Below are 16,839 nucleotides of genomic sequence, written 5' to 3' on the forward strand. Positions count from 1 at the left end.
TAGTTCGGGCGTAGGTCATGAGTGCCAGCGCTTAGCCCCGGCTTGCTGGCCGGCAACCCTCGCGTCCGCGGCGGGGTGCCCCGGGTGAAGACCTGGTCCGCCACGAGGTGTGGCGGGCAAGCGCGGGCTCCGATGCGCCACGGCCGGGGGTCCGATGACCCCAGAAGGGCTGTGCCGTGTCCGTTGCGACGATCTTCAACCCCGTTCAGGTCAAGGTGCTGGGCGAGGACCTCGAGGTGCCGGTCAAGGGTGGCCGCCTGGTCTCCTACGCCAACCTCGACTACGCCGCCAGCGCGCCCTGTCTGGAGCCGGTCAGCGCCGCCGTCACCGCCGCGCTCCCGGCCTACTCAAGCGTCCACCGCGGCGCGGGCTACGCCTCGCAGCTGACCACCGCCCGCTACGAGCAGGCGCGCCACACCGTCCGCGCCTTCGTCGGCGCCCGCACCGACGACGCGGTCATCTTCACCCGCAACACGACCGACGCCACCAACCTGCTGGCCCGGTGCCTTCCCGAGGGCACCACGACCGTCGTCTTCGACACCGAGCACCACGCGTCCCTGCTCCCGTGGCAGCGCGTCGTGCGCCTCGCTCCCCCCGCCTTCCCCGGCGAGGCCGTACGGCAGGCCGACGAGGCGCTCGCCGCCATCGAGGGCCCCAAGCTGCTCGTCGTCACCGCCGCCTCCAACGTGACGGGCGAGCTGTGGCCGATCGCCGCCCTCGCGCACATCGCCCACAGGCACGGCGCCCGCGTCCTCGTCGACGCCGCCCAGCTCGTCCCGCACCGCAAGCTCAACCTGACGGCGCTCGACCTAGACTACGTCGCCTTCTCCGGCCACAAGCTCTACGCGCCCTTCGGCGCGGGAGTGCTGGTCGGGCGGCGTGACTGGCTGTCGGACGGCGAGCCGTACCTCAAGGGAGGCGGGGCGGTGAGGTCGGTGGGCGCCCTCGACGAGGGGACCACCGAGTGGCACGAGGACGCCGAGCCCAGGCACGAGGCGGGCACCCCGAACGTGCTGGGAGCGATCGCGCTGGCCGCCGCGTGTGACGCGCTCACCGCGACGGGGTGGACGCCGCTGGTCAGCGAGGAGGAGCGGCTGATCGCCAGGCTGCGCGAGGGACTGGGCGCCATCGAGGGGGTGCGCGAGCTGTCGCTCTGGGGGCCCGACCACCCGCGGGTCGGCATCGTGTCGTTCGTCGTCGACGGGTACACCGCCAGGCAGGTCGCCGAGGCGCTGTCCACCGAGTACGGCATCGGCGTGCGGGACGGGAAGTTCTGCGCACACCCGTTCCTGCGCCACCTGCTCGACATAGCGGACGGCGGTTGCGAGGACGACGCCGCGTCGGCCGTCAGGGCCTCGATCGGGATCGGCACGACCGAGGAGCACGTCGACCGGCTGATCGGCGCGCTGCAGGATCTGGTCGCCCGCCGCTAGGGGCGGGTGGGCGGCGCGTCGGGCGGCAGGTCGTCGTCCCTCCGGGGCTCGTCGAAGATGTCCATGGGGGGACGTCCGTCCGCCCGCTCGCGCTCCTGCTGGTCGGTATCCCGCTGCTCGGCCCGCTTCCTGGTGTAGCGCATGAACAGCCCGTCGATGCCGAAGTGTCCCCCGCCGACCGCCATCAGCAGGACGCAGCCCGCCGCCAGCGCGCCGACCAGCTCCCAGCCGCCGCTCGTCACGAAGACGCCCTTGCTGCCGTGCACGAACACGAACGCGCCCACCATGTCGACGGCCAGCGCGAGCGCCGCCAGGCGCACCAGCAGGCCCAGGATCAGGCAGACACCACCCAGCAGCTCGGCCGCGGCGGCGAAGGTCGCCGACAGCCCCGGCATCGGGATCCCCATCTGGGTGAACATCTGCGTGACCGCGCCGAGCCCACCCTGGAACTTCTGCCAGCCGTGGGCGACGAAGATCACGCCGATCACCACCCGGCCCACCAGCACGGCCAGGTCGAAAACCGCTCGCTTCATGGGCCCTATGTCCCCGCCACCACCTGGCGAAATGCGCAAATAGACCATTCCTTGACTGGATCACTATCAGCGCCAGTGGCAGCATGACGGTATGGAAGAACGCGTGGTCGGCATCGGAGCTGGCGCCAAGGAGCTGGCCACGGAGGACATGATCCTCAACATCGGCCCCCAACACCCCTCGACGCACGGTGTTCTCCGGCTCCGCCTCACCCTCGACGGCGAGCGCATCGCCACGGCCGAGCCGATCATCGGGTACATGCACAGGGGCGCGGAGAAGCTGTTCGAGGTCCGCGACTATCGCCAGATCATCATGCTGGCCAACAGGCACGACTGGCTGTCCGGCTTCGCCAACGAGCTCGGCGTGGTGATCGCCACCGAGCGCATGCTCGGCATGGAGATCCCCGCCCGCGCGGTCTGGACCCGCACCCTGCTGGCCGAGCTGAACAGGGTGCTCTCCCACCTGATGTTCCTCGGCTCCTACCCCCTCGAACTCGGCGCCATCACGCCGATCTTCTACGCCTTCAACGAGCGCGAACGCATCCAGGGCGTCATGGAGGAGATCTCGGGCGGGCGGATGCACTACATGTTCAACCGCGTCGGCGGGCTCAAGGAGGAACTGCCCGCGGGCTGGCTCGACCGGGTCACCGCCGCCGTCGCCGCCACCCGCGCCAAGGTGCCCGACATCGAGGACCTCATCCTCGACAACGAGATCTTCCTGGCCCGCACCAGGGGCGTCGGCGTCCTCGACCGCGAAACGATCATGCAGTACGGCGTGAGCGGCCCCATAGCCAGAGCCTCGGGGGTCGACTTCGACCTGCGGCGCGACCAGCCGTACCTCGCCTACGACGAGCTGCCCGTCAAGGTCGTCACCCGTACGGCGGGCGACTGCCACGCCCGCTTCGAGGTCCTGCTCGACCAGCTCAAGGTCTCTCTCGACCTCGCCGACGCCTGCGTCGAACGGCTGCGCTCGCTACCCCCTGGCCCGATCAACCAGCGCCTGCCCAAGGTGCTGAAGGTGCCGGAGGGGCACACCTACGCCTGGACGGAGAACCCGCTCGGCATCAACGGCTACTACCTGGTCTCCAAGGGCGACAAGACACCGTGGCGGATGAAGCTCCGCTCGGCCTCCTACAACAACATCCAGGTACTGCGCGAGATGCTGCCGGGGCACCTGGTCGCCGACATGGTCGCGATCCTCGGCTCGATGTTCTTCGTGGTGGGTGACATCGACAAGTGAGGGACAAGTACGTCGACTGGCTCCGGGCGGTCAGTCTCATCACCGTGGTCGTCTGGCACTGGGCCTTCACCATCCTCGTCTGGACCCCGGAGGGGCCCTCGCCGACCAGCCCCCTCGGCTTCACCTCCGGCCTGTGGATCCTCACCTGGCTGTTCCAGGTGCTGCCGCTGTTCTTCTACGTCGGCGGGCACGTCCACCTCCTGTCCTGGCACCGGGCCTGCGAGCGGGGGACGGGCATCGGCTCCTTCGTCTGGCGGCGCATCAAGGCCCTGGCCGTCCCCGGCCTGACCCTGGCGGGCATCTGGCTCGCCATCGGCCTGGTCGTGACCCTGCTGTTCGACGTGCCGTGGATGTGGCGGGTGGTGCTGCTCGTGCTCAGCCCGCTGTGGTTCCTCATCGTCTACGTGATGCTGGTCGCGCTGCTGCCCGTCGCGCTGTGGCTGCACCGCCGCTACGACGTGCTCGCCCTCATCTGGCTCGGCGGCGCGACTCTCGTCGTCGACGTCATACGGCTGCGCTACCACGTCGAGTGGGTCGGCTGGCTCAACATGATCCTGGTGTGGGGCCTGGCCCACCAGGCGGGCTTCTTCTACGAGCGGGTCGTGATCCTGCCCCGCCGCTACGACTTCGCCATCCTGTGGACCGGCCTGTTCGGCCTGTTCGGCCTGGTCTACTCCGGCCTGTACCCGGGATCGATGGTCGGCGTGCCCGGCGACAAGCTGTCCAACATGGCCCCGCCCACGTTCGTCATCGTGGCCCTGCTCATCTTCCAGATCGGGTTGGTGGAGGTGCTCAGGCCGACGATGGAGCGGGTGCTGGAGCGGCCCAGATGGAAGCGCGTCAACGAGACCATCAACCGGTTCGCGCTGCCGCTGTTCCTGTTCCACACCACGGGAATGGCGCTCGCGCTGGGCGCGTGGTGGGGACTGTTCGGCTTCCCCTCGGCCGACCCGCGACCGAACCTGATGTGGTGGCTGGAGCGGCCCTTCGCCGTCGTCGGGCCGCTGCTCTTCACCCTCCCCGTCATCTACCTGTTCTCCAGGGGAAGACGAGCGGACCGCACGCCCACCCCCACCTGAGCCGGCTCAGAGAGGGCGCTTGAGCTCGTCCTCGGGCTCCTTCGGGACGCGGCAGGAGTTCTCCAGGTAGAGGGCCGCGACGATCAGCACCACGAACGACAGGAACGACCCCGTGGCGACGAAGAACTCCGCGCGCGGCGTCTCCCTGGTCAGCAGCTGGACCGTCGTCAGCGAGAACCCGGCGAAGATCCCCGCGAACACCGCGCCGGCGTACGCCGAGGCCTTCGCCAGGGCGGCGAGCCTGGCCACCGCCAGCGGCTCCACCGGCTTGGTGTCGGGCTTGCGGGCGATGCGCGCACGCGTCATCCAGCCGCTGTAGAGCTCGCCGACGGCCAGCAGCAGCACGGTCGGAATCGCCGTCCACGGGACCAGCGGCAGGCTGGCGTAGAACTGCCTGACGATCAGCCAGGACACCAGGGCGACGACGACCAGCACGCCTACCAGGACGGCGGGGCGGGTGGGCTTCAATCCGGCCCCTGCAACTTGAGGTCCTGGCGCAGCCGTACGCCCGACTGGTCCAGAGCCGCCAGCAGGTCGGCGACCGCGCCGCGACCCGGCACCACCGCCGTGGGGTCGGCGTTCGACCACGGCACCAGCACGAACGCGCGCTCGTGGCAGCGGGGATGCGGCAGCGTCAGGTCAGGGTCGTCGGAGACGACGTCGCCCGCCGCGATGACGTCGACGTCGAGCGTGCGCGGCCCCCAGCGCTCGGTGCGGACCCGGCCGAAGGCGTTCTCGACGCTCTGGGCGCGGTCGAGAAGCGTCTCGGGGGTGAGCTTGGACTCGGCGATGACGACCGCGTTGAGGTACGGCTTCTGGTCCTCGGGACCGCCGACAGGGTCGGTCTCGTAGACCGGCGACACCGCGACGAAGCGCAGTCCTGGCGCGTCGAACAGCGAGTCGATCGCGCCCTGAAGGGTCTGGAACCGGCGTCCGAGGTTGCTGCCAAGAGCGAGAACCACTTTCATGCTCGGCTCCGCAGGATCGTGACGGCCACGTCGTCGAAGGGCAGCGGAATCGGGGCAGACGGCTTGTGCACCGTGATCTCGGCCGCCTGCACGACCTCGCTGGCGAGGCAGAGCTCGGCCAGCCGTTCGGCGAGGGTCTCGATCAGGTTGACCGGCTCGCCCTCGACCACCTTCGTCAGGTCCTGGGCAAGCTCCCCGTAGTGGACGGTCCTGGTGACGTCGTCGGTGTCGGCGGCGGGCCTGGTGTCGAGGAAGAGCGTCGCGTCGATCACGAATTCCTGGCCGAGCTCGCGTTCGGCGGGCAGCACCCCGTGCCGGCCCCGCGCGCGCAGCCCCTTGAGAGTGATCCGGTCAGCGGTCACGTTCGGCTTCCTCCTCCTCGTCCTCGTCCTCGCTCTGCAGCACGGGCGAACCATGGTGCATCCACAGCCGCCACCCCCTGCCCGACCTGACATAGACGTTGCTGGCCACGACCTTGCCCGCGGCGAAGCTGGACTCGCCCTCCTCGCCCGCGGTCAGGATGTTCTCCACACAGGTGAGCACCGCCAGGTCGCCCAGCACGGTCGTCTGGACGTCGGTGAGCACGAACTGGATGTAGGTCGTGTTGGCCATGATGAGCGCCCACGAGCGCAGCACCTCGGCCCTGCCCGCCAGCATCGACCAGCCGGGATGCACGCACGAGACCTTGCCTTCGAGGGTGTCCTCGGCCCAGATCTCGGTCATCTTGTCGAGGTCGGCGTCCTCGATCGCGGTATAGAAAGCCTGGTTGACCGTCTCGATCGCAGCGACGTCCACGCTCATCGGCCGCCTCCTCGCTTCCAGGCGGCCGCCACGCGGACGGCGTCGGCGTTGGGACCCACCTCGTGCACCCGCACACACCACGCACCCGCCTGCGCGGCCAGCGCCGTCACCGCGCTCGTGGCGTGGTCGCTGCGGTCGAAGGGGCGGGGAGCGCCGTCGGCATCGGCCAGCAGCCTGCCGAGGAACCTCTTGCGCGAAGCCCCGATCAGCAGCGGGAAGCCCAGTTCGGCCAGCTTGTCGATCCCGGCCAGCAGCGCCCAGTTGTGCTCGGCGTTCTTCGCGAACCCCAGCCCGGGATCCAGCACGATCTGGCTCTCGGCGACACCCTCCGCCATCACCAGCGCCACCCGCTTGGCCAGCTCCTCGCGCACCTCGGCGACGACATCGGTGTAGACGGCCCTGCTCTCCATGTCATGGCTGTGGCCCCGCCAGTGCATCACGACGTACGGCACGCCCGTCGCGGCCACCACCCTCGACATGTCGGGGTCGGCCAGGCCGCCGCTGACGTCGTTGACGAGCGCGGCGCCCGCCTCGACCGCCGCCCGCGCCACCTCGGCCCGCATCGTGTCGACGCTCACCGTGACGCCCTCGGCCGTCAGAGCGCGGATCACGGGGACGACCCTGGCGAGCTCCTCCTCCTGCGACACCCGCGCCGCGCCGGGCCTGGTGGACTCCCCGCCGACGTCGACCAGGTCGGCGCCCTCCTGGACCAGCTCGAGACCGTGCTGGACGGCGGCGCGCTCGTCGAACCACAGGCCGCCGTCGGAGAAGGAGTCAGGCGTCACGTTGACCACGCCCATGACGAGACAGCGCTCCTCAACTGGCAGCCCCATCCTCATATCCCCAAGCCTAGGTGCATCACTCGTGCCGTCTCCCCGCCGGGTCGCCCCTTTGTGGATAACGATCTGGTCCGTCGCCCACCCCGGCCACGCGCGCTCGGTGACGCGTATCCCTGGACAGACGCCGGCCACGTGCGGTGGGTGGCGCCTGCCCGGGCTTGCCGTACAGAGGAGGGGGCGGGCGGAGGGAGGAACAGGGTCAGCGACCCAGAATGAGCGCCATCGCCTCGGCGCGGGTCTTCTCACTGGTGCGGAAGTCGCCCCGCACCGCGGACGTCAGCGTCTTCGCGCCGGGCTTGCGGACCCCGCGCATGGTCATGCACAGGTGCTCGCACTCCAGCACCACGATCACGCCGCGCGGCTCCAGCACCCGCATGAGCGCGTCGGCGATCTGCGAGGTCATCCGCTCCTGCACCTGCGGCCTTCTGGCGAAGACGTCGACCAGGCGGGCCAGCTTCGACAGCCCCGTGACCTGTCCCTTGTCGTTGGGGATGTAGCCGACGTGGGCCATCCCGAAGAAGGGGACGAGGTGGTGCTCGCACGTCGAGTAGACCTCGATGTCGCGGACGAGCACCATTTCGTCGTGGTCGACGTCGAACACCTTGTTCAGCACGTCCTCGGGGCGCTGGTTCAGCCCCGAGAACTGCTCGGCGTACGCGCGGGCCACACGGGAGGGCGTGTCGAGCAGGCCGTCACGGTCCGGATCCTCGCCGATGGCGTAGAGGATCTCCCGGACGGCCTTCTCGATCCGAGCGTGGTCGACGTCGCGCGGGTTCACGCACCCTCGCCAGCGGGGAGGGCGTTGTCCGCGTGACCGCCGGTCAGAGCGCCGTTGCCGGACTGCTCCTTCGGGGTCAGCACCGGCGGGCGGTCCGACGGGAGCCGCTTGCCGTAGCCCGCGTAGGACGGGCGGTGCTCCTTGACGACGACGGGGGCGAAGATCTGGAGCACCATCTCGCGGGAGAGGGTCTCCTTCTCCATGAGCTCGAGCACCAGGTTGTCGAGGACGTCGCGGTACTCCACGAGGATGTCCCACGCCTGGTCGTGCGCCGTCTCGATCATCCGGCGCACCTCCTCGTCGATCGTGGAGGCGATCTTCTCGGAGTAGTCGCGCTCGTGGCCCATCTCGCGGCCCAGGAAGACCTCGGCCTGCCCGGTGCCGAACTTGCGGGCGCCGAGCTGCTCGCTCATGCCGTACTCGGTGACCATGCGGCGGGCGACGGCGGTGGCCTTCTCGATGTCGTTCGAGGCGCCGGTGGTGGGCTCGTGGAAGACGAGCTCCTCCGCCGCGCGACCGCCGAGCAGCATCGCGAGCTGGTCCATCATCTCCGACCGCGTGGCGAGGAACTTGTCCTCCATCGGCAGGGTCATCGTGTAGCCGAGCGCGCGACCACGGGAGAGGATCGTGATCTTGTGCACGGGGTCGCTGTTCGGCAGCGCGTGCGCCACGAGCGCGTGACCGCCCTCGTGGTAGGCGATCATCTTCTTCTCCTTGTCCGACATGACCCGGGTCTTGCGCTCGGGACCTGCCATGACACGGTCGATCGACTCCTCGAGGGTGTCCATCGAGATCAGCTTCTGGTCGGCGCGCGCGGTGAGCAGCGCCGCCTCGTTGATCACGTTCGCCAGGTCGGCGCCGGTGAAGCCCGGCGTACGGCGGGCGATGACGTCGAGGTCGACCTCGGGCGCGAACGGCTTGCCGCGGCCGTGGACCTTGAGGATGCCCTTGCGGCCCTCCAGGTCGGGACGGTCGACGGTGACCTGCCGGTCGAACCGGCCCGGACGCAGCAGCGCGGGGTCGAGGATGTCGGGCCGGTTCGTCGCGGCGATGAGGATCACGCCGCCCTTGACGTCGAAGCCGTCCATCTCGACGAGCAGCTGGTTCAGCGTCTGCTCGCGCTCGTCGTGCCCGCCGCCGAGACCCGCGCCGCGGTGACGGCCGACGGCGTCGATCTCGTCGATGAAGATGATCGCGGGGGCGTTCGCCTTGGCCTGCTCGAACAGGTCGCGGACGCGGCTGGCGCCGACACCCACGAACATCTCGACGAAGTCGGAGCCGGAGATGGAGTAGAACGGCACGCCCGCCTCACCCGCGACCGCGCGGGCGAGCAGGGTCTTGCCGGTACCGGGCGGGCCGTACAGCAGCACGCCCTTGGGAATCTTGGCGCCGATCGCCTGGAACTTGGCCGGAGCCTGCAGGAACTCCTTGATCTCCTGCAGTTCCTCGATGGCCTCGTCCGCACCGGCGACGTCGGCGAACGTCGTCTTGGGAGTGTCCTTGGTGATCAGCTTCGCCTTGGACTTGCCGAAGTTCATCACCCGGCTGCCGCCGCCCTGCATCTGGTTCATGATGAACAGGAAGATCAGCACGATGATGACGATCGGCAGGAAGCTGACGAGGAGACCGATCAGGAAGTTCTCCTGCGGCACCTCGACGTTGAAGCCGTTCTTGAGCTTGCCGGCCTGATCCTGCTTCTCCAGCTCGCCGACGAGCTGGACGCCCTGCCCCGCCACCCAGCTCGACTGGATGCGGTTGGTGGAGACGTCCCCGACGTTGATCGGGCTGTTGAGAGTGAGCTCGATGCGCTGGTCCTTGTCGACGACCTTCGCATTGGCAACATTGCCGTCGCGGATCTGCTTGAGCACCGTGGACGTGTCGGCAGTCTTGAAGTTGCCGTCACCGCTCCACATAGTGGTGACAAGCAGGAGCAGCACGACGATGCCCAGGATCCACAGCAGTGGCCCACGTGTAAATCGCTTGAGATCCATCCGATGCGGAACCCCTGCGGGCCCGTCCCTTCCTGACCATGGCCTGGAACCCCGGAACCATCCGGGGCTGCGGCATCCGACACCGCTCCTACTGACTACCCGGAGGCGACACGCGGTCACCCCCTCGGTGTCAGAAGGTACACCGGGGGAGGCGCAGGGTCACTGCCCGCTCCTCCGGCCTTGCCCTACCAACGTACGTCAGGTCGCTCGATGTTCCCGGCTATTCGTCGTCGGTCAACCGCTGTAGACGTGAGGGGCCAGCGTCCCGATGAACGGAAGGTTGCGGTAACGCTCGGCGTAGTCGAGGCCGTAGCCGATGACGAACTCGTTGGGAATGTCGAACCCGACGTACTTCACCGAGATCGGCACCTTGATGGCGTCCGGCTTGCGCAGCGCCGTGCAGATCTCCAGCGAGGCGGGGTTGCGCGACTTCAGGTTGTCGAGCAGCCAGCTCAGCGTCAGGCCGGAGTCGATGATGTCCTCGACGATCAGCACGTGACGGTTGGTGATGTCGGTGTCGAGGTCCTTCAGGATCCGCACGACCCCGGACGACTTGGTGCCCGCGCCGTAGGAGGACACCGCCATCCAGTCGGTCTGCACGGGCAGGTGCAGGGACCTCGCCAGGTCGGCCACCACCATCACGGCGCCCTTGAGCACGCCGACGAGCAGCAGGTCCTTGCCTGAGTAGTCTGCGTCGATCTGAGCCGCCAACTCCTTGATCTTGGCCTGGAGCTCGTCTTCGGAGATGAGGACCTTCTCGAGGTCCTTGCCCATGTCGGCTGCGTCCACCTGGGTGTCCTTACGCTTGGTTCTCGGGCGCGGGGGCGAACACAAGGGTGCCATACCGCCGAACCACGCCAACTCCCCCGGGTAGGTCCGCCCTTCCCTGCCCTCTCCACGCCGTGATCAGCCGTTCCGCGGCCATCACGTGGCCCGCCGACAGCGCCCCTGAGGGCGCGCCCGCGGCGATCGCCGCCCGCCGCAGCACCCGCCGCCTGACGGCGGAGGGAAGGCCTTCGAGCGCCGGGACGGCAAGCGTCACGACTGCCCCGATATCGCTAAGAGCGCAATCGTCGAAGACCTTCGAAGCCCATTCGTCAAGAGCGTCGGAGTCGTCCCTCGCCAGTTCGGCCGTCCGGGCGAGGGCCTGGGCGACGCCTGGGCCGAGCTCCTTCTCCAGCACCGGCAGGACCCGCCTGCGCACCTTCACCCTCGTGTAGCGGGTGTCGGCGTTGTGCGGGTCGTCCCAGACGTCGAGGCCGAGCGCCTCGCACGCACTCTCGGTGCTGTCCCTGCCCAGGTGCAGGAACGGCCTGCGGTAGCGGCCCGCCCGCCGCGCCATCCCCGACAGCGACCGCGGCCCGCTGCCCCTCGCCAGGCCCAGCAGGACGGTTTCGGCCTGGTCGTCACGCGTGTGGGCGAGCAGGACCGCCGCGGCTCCCCAACGATCGGCCGCCTCGGCGAGGGCCTGGTAGCGGGCGTCGCGGGCGGCGGCCTCAGGGCCGCCGGCCGTACCGACGCGGACGGTGAGGACCTCGACAGGGTCCAGACCCCACGCCTTCGCCGTCTCGGCGACCTTGACGGCCCTGTCCTTCGAACCTTCCTGCAACTGGTGGTCGACGGTGAGCAGACCGGCGCGGATGTTCGCCCTCGGCGCAACGAACGCCAGGGCGGCGGCCAGCGCGAGCGAGTCCGCGCCGCCGCTGCACGCCGCCAGCACGAGGTCGCCGGGGCTCAGGTCGGCCAGCGCGTCGCGCACGGCTCGCCGGACGTCCGCGACGGCGGGGTGTGGACCCATGCCCACCATTGTCCCGCCCCGGCCACCACTCGCCACCGGACGCCCGGATCCTCACGAGGTCCGTCAGCGCGCGGCGCGGAGACCTCCCGCTCTCCTCGCGACCCGCACCGCCGGAGCTGGGTGCGGGCGGAAAGCGTCACAACAGCCCCCGGATTCCCTCGCGACCCGCACCGCCGGAGACGGTCGGTGCGGGCGGAAAGCGTCACAACAGCCCCCGGATCCCTTCGCGACCCGCACCGCCGGAGAGGGTCGGTGCGGCGCGAGGGCACGGATCCGGAGGGAGGGGTCAGGCCTCCGGATCGGACGGCTGGGCCGGGATGGCGGTCGGTTCCCGCGGGACGACGCGCGCGATCCACCGGTCGGGCTCCGCGATCTCGTCCGACATCGGCAGGGTCTCAGGCGAGGTCCAGATGCGGTTGAACCCGTCCATCCCCACCTTGCCGACCACGTGACGCACGAACGCCGACCCCTCGGCGTACTGCTTCATCTTCATCTCGAGACCCAGCAGCTTGCGGACCGTGCGGTCCAGCCGCGAGGTCCCCTCCCGGCGCTGGCTGAACTTCGCCCTGATGTCGGCCACGGACGGCACCACGGTCGGTCCGACGGCGTCCATCACGAAGTCGCCGTGGCCCTCCAGCAGCGTCATCACCGCGGTGAGCCGGTCGAGGATCTCCTTCTGCTCCGGCGTCTGGATCACGTCGATGAGGTTGCCGTCGCCGGTGCCGCGCACCACGTCGGCCACGGTGTCGGCGGCGGCGCGCAGCCGTTCGAGCAGGGTGGTCAGATCGAGGTCGGAGGCGAGCAGGAAGTCGGTCATCTGCGACCTGACGTACTCGCGCAGCCACGGCACCCCGGTGAACTGCACCCGGTGGGTCTCCTCGTGCAGGCACACCCAGAGACGGAAGTCACGCGGGTGCACGCCCATCTCGCGCTCGGCGTTGACGATGTTCGGCGCGACGAGCGTGAGGCGGCCGATCGGCTCGACCCCCGTCGGGTCCGGCGGGAGGAACAGCTCGTACTGCCCGAGCACGCGCGAGGCGAGGAAGGCGAGCACGGCGCCCACCTCGACGCCGGTGATGCGGGAGCCCACGGCGCTGACGATGGCGGGCGGCGGGTTGTCACGGTTGGCCATCCGCTCCGTGAGCGGTTCGAGCACGACGCGGAAGCCTTCGACGTTCGCCCTGATCCAGCCGGGCCTGTCGACGATGGTGGCGGGTTGCGGCGGAGTGGCCGCATCTATCTTGGTGAACTCGCGGACGTGGCCCTCCGCCTCTCGCGAGAGCGTGCGCAGTTCGGCGACGGCGTGGCGGGCCTCCTCACGACTCACCTGTGGTCCGGGGCGCACCAGGCGCGTTCCGGTGGAGACGGCCAGATCCCAGTCGATCACCTGCATACCGTCCACCGTACGTGGTCAGCTCGTCGGCTGCGAAGAACTGGTTCGCCGTCCCTGCTGGAGCGCGGCCGTGGCCGGGGTTCTCGGGGTCCAGGGGCGCCATCCCGGACGGCGTGGCACCGTTCGCCCTCGCGGGGCGGAGACGCCTCGGCCCGGGCCGCTGGTCTCTCCCGAAGCGCCCGGACCTGCGCTTGGACCCACCGGCCTGCCTCTTTGGGAGACGAGCCGCGCCGGATGCGTCGGCCTGCCTTTCGAGAGAACGAGCCGCGCGCCCGGATGCGCAGGGGCGGCACGAAGGGTGGGTGCGGGCCGCCGTTCTGGAGCGGGTCCCACGGGAGCCGGGAGACGGCGGGCCAGGAACGGCCCCGCAAGGGCGATGGGTCAGGAGTGGCTGGGCCCCCGCGGGCGCGGTGGGCACGCGGGGGCGGTGGGCCAGGAGCGGACCGGGCCCCGCGGGGGCGGTGGGCAAGGAGTGGGCCGGACCCCGCGGAGGGCGGGGCGGTCAGGAGCGGGCGACGATGGCGGCGAGGCGGTCGAGGACCGATTCGGCGGTGTAGGGGACCTTGTCGGCCATGAACGCGAACGTGACCAGCCGTCCCGTGCGCGTGGTCGCGAACCCGGCGAGGGTGTTGACGTTGTTGAGGGTGCCGGTCTTGGCGCGGACCAGACCCACCTCCGCCTTGCTGTCGTCGCGGGTGAAGCGGTGGCCGAGCGTGCCGGTGAACCCGGCGATCGGCATCCCGGACAGGAGCGGCCGCAGCGCGGGGTCCTTGGTCGCGATGGCCAGCACGCGGGCCATCGCGTCCGCGCTGATCCTGTTCCTGATGGACAGCCCCGACCCGTCGGAGACCATGACGCCCCTGTCGCCACCCAGCCGCTTGAGCACCGACAGGACCGCGCGGGAGGCCCCCTCGAAGGAGGCGGGCTGGCCCTCCTTGATGGCCACGTGCCTGACCAGCGCCTCGGCGAGGTCGTTGTCGCTCTTCGTCAGCGTGCGTTCGACGAGCGCGTAGAGGGGGGCGGACTCGACGGCGGCCAGGGTGTCCGCCCCGGGAGTGGCCTTCGCCGGCTTGATCGACCTGCTGACGCCGATGCCGTACTTGCCGAGGGTTCTGGCGAACGCGGAGGCCGCGTAGGCGGCCGGGTCGGCGACGCGCGGGGCGGAGGAGGCGGGGTTCTGGCGGCCCTCGTCGATCGCCAGCGCGTGGACGGGAGCGACCTCGCCCTCGGGGATGTAGTTGGGCTTCCATCCGGGCGCCGAGGTGGCGCCGGTGAAGAGGGAGGCGTCGTAGGAGAGCGTGACCTTGGTGACGCCGGAGGCCTTCAGCGCCGCTGCGGTGCGGGAGGCGAGCTGGACCAGCGACGCCTGTTTGGGGTAGGCGCCCGGCTTGGCCGACGGGCCGGCGAGTGTCGGGTCGCCGCCGCCGACGAGGATGATCGTGCCGCGCTTCGGGCCCTGGACGACGGAGGTCGTCAGGCGCGCGTCGGGGCCGAGGGAGGCGAGCGCCGCGACGCAGGTCACCACCTTGGTGGTGGACGCGGGGGTGATGCCGGTGGCCGCGTTGGCGGCGAAGATCTGCTGGCCGGTCGCGGCGTCGATGACGACCGCGCCGACCCTGCCGCCGAGCGCATCGTCACCCAGGGCGTCGGTGAGCCGTGCGGCCAAAGTACCCTTGGTGGGGAGAGGTCCGTCTCCACCCGTGGCCAGTACCGGCCCCGCGGTGACCACAGGGACGGGCGAAGGCTCAGCACGCTCGGTCGGAAGTGGCTCAGGCCTCGTCAGCGCGCCCAGGCTGAAGTCGTTCGTCATCGCGTAAGCGCCGATGGCGATCGTCACCGCCTGGAGCATGGCGAGTGTGGTCAACGCCACCCATCGCTCGCGCCGCACCACGTCGCCGACCTCTCTCTCAGTTCGCCTACGAGACATTAACGCCCAACCGGGGTTGCCCGGGGGCTCGAGCGGAGGAACCGCGGTGGAGTTCGACGTTGTCGTTGAAATTCCGAAGGGACAACGGAACAAGTACGAAGTGGACCACGAGACCGGCAAGATCAGGCTTGACCGGCTCCTGTTCACCTCCACGCAGTACCCCGCCGACTACGGCTTCATCGAGCACACCCTCGGTGAGGACGGGGACCCGCTCGACGCCCTGGTGCTGTTGCAGGAGCCGACCTTCCCCGGCTGCTACATCACCTGTCGCGCGGTCGGCATGTTCCGCATGACCGACGAGAAGGGTGGCGACGACAAGGTCCTTTGCGTCCCCGCCACCGACCCCCGGATGGAGCACATCCGCGACATCCACCACGTGGCCGAGTTCGACCGGCTGGAGATCCAGCACTTCTTCGAGGTGTACAAGGACCTCGAGCCCGGCAAGTCGGTCGAGGGCGCCAACTGGGTGGGCCGCGTCGAGGCCGAGGCCGAGATCGTGCGCTCGTTCCAGCGGGCGAAGGACCAGGGCTACACCGCTCACTGATCGCCTTCCGCGGGACGCGGGGTTTCGTGGTGGCCGGCGCCTCACGGAACCTCCGTCTCGCCGCGACCGCGACCGCGGCCTGACCGGAACCGCCGTCGGCCGGAACCACGGTGTGACCGCCGCGGCCTGACCGGAACCGCCGTCGGCCGGAACCACGGTGTGACCGCCGCGGCCTGACCAAGAAACCGCGGCCGACCGGAACCGCGGTATGACCACCGCGGCCTGACCGGAACGGCCGCGCGCCTGCCGCACGGGCGTCTCCGCGTCCTCCGGCGTACGGTCCATGCGTGCGGCCTAGCGGGGACGGGTCGCGCCGACCAGGTCCCTGCGCCACATGGAGGCGACGCGGACCACGTCTCCCGTCTGCGGGGCGTGCACCATCATCCCGCGCCCGACGAACAGGCCCACGTGATGGATGTCGCCGGGATCGCTCGTTTCCCTGCCGTAGAAGAGCAGGTCGCCTCTCTTCAGCCGGTTCAGCGGGATGTGCGGGCCAGAGGTCCACTGGGTGCCGGTCCAGTGGTCGATCCGCACCCCGACCTTCTCCCACGCCCGCATCGTGAGCCCGGAGCAGTCGTAGCTCGACGGGCCGTCGGCCGCCCACACGTAGGGTTTGCCGAGTTGCGAGAGCGCCCAGTTGGCCGCGACATCCCCGGCCGAGTCGCCTGAGGCCATCCACCGGGCCGCCGATCCGGCGCCGCCCATGCGGTTCAGCCTGTCCTGCTCCAGCGCCGCGGCCCGCTCCCTGGCCAGCCGTTCGGCTCTGGTACGCGCCGCGTCGGCGCGCTGCTCCATCTCGGCTTTCTCGGCCTCGAGCAGCTTGGCCTCTCGCTGCTGTCCGGCCACCGCGGCCTCGGCGACCGCCTTGAACTGTTCGGCCTGTTTCGCGGCCTGTTGTTGTTCGTTGTAGGCGTCGGCGGCCTGAGCTCGCAGCACGGCCGCCACCTGTTGGGTGTCGCGCACCTGTTTCAGCTTCTCGCTCTGCTCCTTGCCGATGGATTCGAGCATGGCCGCCCTGTGCAGGTAGCCCTCGAATCCGCCACCGCCGCTGAACAGGCTGACCATGGGGTCGCTGAGGTCCATGCCAGCGTAGGACTGGGCCGCCAGCATGGAGACGGCCGCCTTGGTCTCGTTCACCTTGGCTTCGGCCGCCTGCAGGCGTTCCATGGCGATGGCGTGATGCTGCTGCGTCGCCGCCAGCCGTACGAGCTGGCCGTTGTAGGCCTCCACCAGCCGGCCCGCCTCGGCGGCCAGGTCGTCCAGGCGGGTGTTGGCGCTGGCCAGCCGGGCGGTGGCCGCGCCGAGAGCCTTGGCTCTCGCCTGCACGGCGGCACGAGCCCTGGCCACGTCTCCCGCTGATGGCGCGGGTTCGGCGGTGGCCGGTGGGCACATCGTCACCACCAAGCAGCAGGCGATCGTCAGCCGTGCCTTGACGGTGTGCATAAGGGTCTCCCTTGCGCATGCGTCGTCACTCTATGCACACAATTCCCAGTGGTAACACTCCGCACACATGAAACT

General features: G+C 69.9%; 17 protein-coding genes and 1 riboswitch. Of the genes, 4 read left to right on the top strand and 13 right to left on the bottom strand.

The features are described from left to right. The first annotated feature begins 13 nt into the window (after positions 1 to 13). Positions 14 to 129, top strand: a riboswitch (SAM riboswitch). 47 nt (positions 130 to 176) lie between these two features. Further along, the gene (locus tag AC3EO4_RS07465) at positions 177 to 1,433 is read left to right on the top strand and encodes an aminotransferase class V-fold PLP-dependent enzyme (protein WP_431894460.1); all 1,257 of its coding nucleotides are present in this window, start codon (positions 177 to 179) and stop codon (positions 1,431 to 1,433) included. Here the strand turns inward: AC3EO4_RS07465 and AC3EO4_RS07470 are convergent. Beyond that, positions 1,430 to 1,966, bottom strand: coding sequence for a DoxX family protein (locus AC3EO4_RS07470; RefSeq protein WP_379574753.1), 537 nt, complete (start codon positions 1,964 to 1,966; stop codon positions 1,430 to 1,432). The genes AC3EO4_RS07465 and AC3EO4_RS07470 overlap by 4 nt on opposite strands. A 91-nt stretch (positions 1,967 to 2,057) precedes the next feature. On the opposite strand from AC3EO4_RS07470, the gene AC3EO4_RS07475 reads away from it, so the two are divergent. Both AC3EO4_RS07475 and AC3EO4_RS07480 read left to right on the top strand, forming a co-directional pair. Continuing rightward, positions 2,058 to 3,203, top strand: a complete 1,146-nt coding sequence (locus AC3EO4_RS07475; RefSeq protein WP_379574754.1) for an NADH-quinone oxidoreductase subunit D — start codon at positions 2,058 to 2,060, stop codon at positions 3,201 to 3,203. Next, a complete protein-coding gene (locus tag AC3EO4_RS07480) occupies positions 3,200 to 4,282 on the top strand; it encodes an acyltransferase family protein (RefSeq protein WP_379574755.1) in 1,083 nt (360 codons plus the stop codon). Before AC3EO4_RS07475 ends, AC3EO4_RS07480 begins: the two co-directional genes overlap by 4 nt. Positions 4,283 to 4,288: 6 nt before the next feature. Here AC3EO4_RS07480 and AC3EO4_RS07485 read toward each other — a convergent pair whose 3' ends face one another. The 11 genes from AC3EO4_RS07485 to dacB all read right to left on the bottom strand — a co-directional run bounded on the left by AC3EO4_RS07485 (position 4,289) and on the right by dacB (position 14,741). After that, positions 4,289 to 4,750, bottom strand: a complete 462-nt coding sequence (locus AC3EO4_RS07485; RefSeq protein ID WP_431894463.1) for a DUF3180 domain-containing protein — start codon at positions 4,748 to 4,750, stop codon at positions 4,289 to 4,291. Further along, positions 4,747 to 5,250: a 2-amino-4-hydroxy-6-hydroxymethyldihydropteridine diphosphokinase gene (gene folK, locus AC3EO4_RS07490; RefSeq protein ID WP_379574757.1), complete on the bottom strand. Its 504-nt coding sequence runs from the start codon at positions 5,248 to 5,250 to the stop codon at positions 4,747 to 4,749. The genes AC3EO4_RS07485 and folK overlap by 4 nt, the downstream gene beginning before the upstream one ends. Continuing rightward, positions 5,247 to 5,612 (bottom strand): dihydroneopterin aldolase, encoded by a 366-nt coding sequence (gene folB, locus AC3EO4_RS07495; protein WP_379574758.1) that lies wholly within the window; start codon positions 5,610 to 5,612, stop codon positions 5,247 to 5,249. The genes folK and folB overlap by 4 nt, the downstream gene beginning before the upstream one ends. Next, positions 5,602 to 6,051, bottom strand: a complete 450-nt coding sequence (locus AC3EO4_RS07500) for a nuclear transport factor 2 family protein (protein WP_379574759.1) — start codon at positions 6,049 to 6,051, stop codon at positions 5,602 to 5,604. Before AC3EO4_RS07500 ends, folB begins: the two co-directional genes overlap by 11 nt. After that, positions 6,048 to 6,884, bottom strand: a complete 837-nt coding sequence (gene folP / locus AC3EO4_RS07505; protein ID WP_431894466.1) for a dihydropteroate synthase — start codon at positions 6,882 to 6,884, stop codon at positions 6,048 to 6,050. Before folP ends, AC3EO4_RS07500 begins: the two co-directional genes overlap by 4 nt. Positions 6,885 to 7,089: 205 nt before the next feature. Continuing rightward, on the bottom strand, positions 7,090 to 7,668 hold the full coding sequence (folE, locus tag AC3EO4_RS07510) for a GTP cyclohydrolase I FolE (protein WP_379574761.1): 579 nt from the start codon (positions 7,666 to 7,668) through the stop codon (positions 7,090 to 7,092). Next, entirely contained in the window at positions 7,665 to 9,659 is a 1,995-nt protein-coding gene (gene ftsH, locus AC3EO4_RS07515) for an ATP-dependent zinc metalloprotease FtsH (protein WP_379574763.1), read from the bottom strand. Before ftsH ends, folE begins: the two co-directional genes overlap by 4 nt. Positions 9,660 to 9,893: 234 nt before the next feature. After that, on the bottom strand, positions 9,894 to 10,448 hold the full coding sequence (gene hpt / locus AC3EO4_RS07520; protein WP_379574764.1) for a hypoxanthine phosphoribosyltransferase: 555 nt from the start codon (positions 10,446 to 10,448) through the stop codon (positions 9,894 to 9,896). A gap of 10 nt (positions 10,449 to 10,458) precedes the next feature. Further along, positions 10,459 to 11,457 carry a tRNA lysidine(34) synthetase TilS gene (tilS, locus tag AC3EO4_RS07525; RefSeq protein ID WP_379574765.1) on the bottom strand — a complete coding sequence of 333 codons (999 nt, stop codon included), beginning with the start codon at positions 11,455 to 11,457 and terminating at the stop codon, positions 10,459 to 10,461. Between the two features lie 286 nt (positions 11,458 to 11,743). Next, positions 11,744 to 12,850, bottom strand: a complete 1,107-nt coding sequence (locus tag AC3EO4_RS07530; protein WP_379574766.1) for a zinc-dependent metalloprotease — start codon at positions 12,848 to 12,850, stop codon at positions 11,744 to 11,746. 502 nt (positions 12,851 to 13,352) lie between these two features. After that, positions 13,353 to 14,741: a D-alanyl-D-alanine carboxypeptidase/D-alanyl-D-alanine endopeptidase gene (dacB, locus tag AC3EO4_RS07535; protein WP_379574767.1), complete on the bottom strand. Its 1,389-nt coding sequence runs from the start codon at positions 14,739 to 14,741 to the stop codon at positions 13,353 to 13,355. 82 nt (positions 14,742 to 14,823) lie between these two features. Here dacB and AC3EO4_RS07540 point away from each other — a divergent pair, with 82 nt between their 5' ends. Beyond that, the gene (locus AC3EO4_RS07540) at positions 14,824 to 15,321 is read left to right on the top strand and encodes an inorganic diphosphatase (protein ID WP_358137755.1); all 498 of its coding nucleotides are present in this window, start codon (positions 14,824 to 14,826) and stop codon (positions 15,319 to 15,321) included. A 294-nt stretch (positions 15,322 to 15,615) separates the two neighbouring features. On the opposite strand, the gene AC3EO4_RS07545 is transcribed toward AC3EO4_RS07540, so the two are convergent. Beyond that, positions 15,616 to 16,764 carry a C40 family peptidase gene (locus AC3EO4_RS07545; protein ID WP_379574768.1) on the bottom strand — a complete coding sequence of 383 codons (1,149 nt, stop codon included), beginning with the start codon at positions 16,762 to 16,764 and terminating at the stop codon, positions 15,616 to 15,618. Positions 16,765 to 16,839 lie beyond the last annotated feature (75 nt).

The organism is Nonomuraea sp. bgisy101, assembly GCF_057708945.1.